The 1,518-nt window shown below is 76.2% G+C and carries 1 protein-coding gene; it reads right to left on the reverse strand.

Annotated elements, in window-relative coordinates; genetic code table 11:
* On the reverse strand, positions 1 to 1,518 hold a 1,518-nt coding region (locus tag ACFFNX_RS49715), incomplete at both ends, for a non-ribosomal peptide synthetase (protein WP_378213474.1).

A 1,518-nucleotide genomic window follows, 5' to 3' on the forward strand; every position in this document is an offset into this window, starting at 1 on the left:
GACCTGCCGCGGCGTGAGCGCCAGCCCGGCGGCGCGGGCACGGCCCACGAGCCGGATCGAGGTGATGCTGTCGCCGCCGAGCGCGAAGAAGTCATCGTCGATGCTCACCCGCGGCACGCCGAGCACCTCGGCGAACACGGCACAGAGCACGCGCTCGCGCGGTGTGCGAGGGGCACGGCCCCGCGCGGCCTCGGCCGCGAAGTCGGGCGCGGGTAGCCGGTCGCGGTCGAGCTTGCCGTTGACCGACACGGGCAGCGCGTCGAGCCGGACGAACGCGGCCGGGACCATGGGGCCGGGCAGCTCCCGCGACGCGTACGCGCGCAGGTCGCCCGCGTCGGCCTCGGTGACGGCGTACGCGATGATCCGCCGTACCCTCGGGTCGTCCTCCCGGACGATCACCGCGACCTGGCGGACGGCCGGATGCCGGGACAGCACCGCCTCGATGTCGCCGAGCTCGATGCGGACGCCGCGCACCTTCACCTGGTGGTCGGCGCGCCCGGCGAACTCCAGCGCCCCGTCGCCGGTCCAGCGGACCAGGTCGCCGGTGCGGTACATCCGCTCGTCGGGCGCCCCGTACGGGTCGGCGACGAACCGTTCGGCGGTCAGGCCGGGCCGCCCGAGGTAGCTGCGGGCCAGGCCCTCACCGCCGAGGTACAGCTCGCCGACGACCCCGGCCGGGACGGGCCGCAGCGCGGCGTCCAGGACGTAGGCCAGGACGCCGGGATCGGGCCGCCCGATCGGCACCGGCCCGCCCTCCGGCGCGCACTCCCAGAGCGTGGCGTTGACGCTCGCCTCGGTCGGGCCGTACGCGTTGAACATCCGCCGGCCGGCCGCGAAGCGCTCCGCGAGACGGCCCGGCACCTCCTCGGTGCCCACCAGCATGCCGACGCCGAGCGGCGGCTCACAACCGTCGGGCAGCGCCGACAGCACCGACGGCGGCAGGGCGACCTGGGTGACGCCGTTCTCGGCGAGGTAGTCGGTCAGGGCGGGGCCGGGCACGCGCCGCTCGGCGGGGACGACGACGAGCGTGCCGCCGGACAGCAGCGCCTGGCACAGCTCCCAGAAGGCCAGGTCGAAGCTCGGTGAGGCGAACCAGCCCACTCTGCTGTCCGGGCCGACGCCGAGGCGCTCGACCTGGGTGGCGATCAGCTTGCCGACACCCTCGTGCGTGACGACGACGCCCTTCGGGCGCCCGGTGGAGCCGGACGTGTAGATCACGTACGCGGCGTCGTGCACGCGCGGGGCGACGGGCTCGGCCTCCGGCCCGTCACCGTCGACGGGGACCACGGTGAGCCCGCCCGGCAGCGTCTCGGCGGTGACCGCGCAGACCGGCGCGGCGTCCTCGATCATGTACGCGAGACGGTCGGCCGGGTAGTCCAGGTCGAGGGCGAGGTAGGCCGCGCCGGACCGCAGCACGGCGACGAGCGCGACGATCAGGTCGATGGAGCGGGGCAGCGCGACGGCGACGACCGTGCCGGGGCCCGCGCCGCGTGCGGCCAGCCGCCGGGCGAGCGCACC

Origin of the sequence: Actinoallomurus acaciae, assembly GCF_042429965.1 — a bacterium.
Classification (GTDB): Bacteria; Actinomycetota; Actinomycetes; order Streptosporangiales; family Streptosporangiaceae; genus Actinoallomurus; species Actinoallomurus acaciae.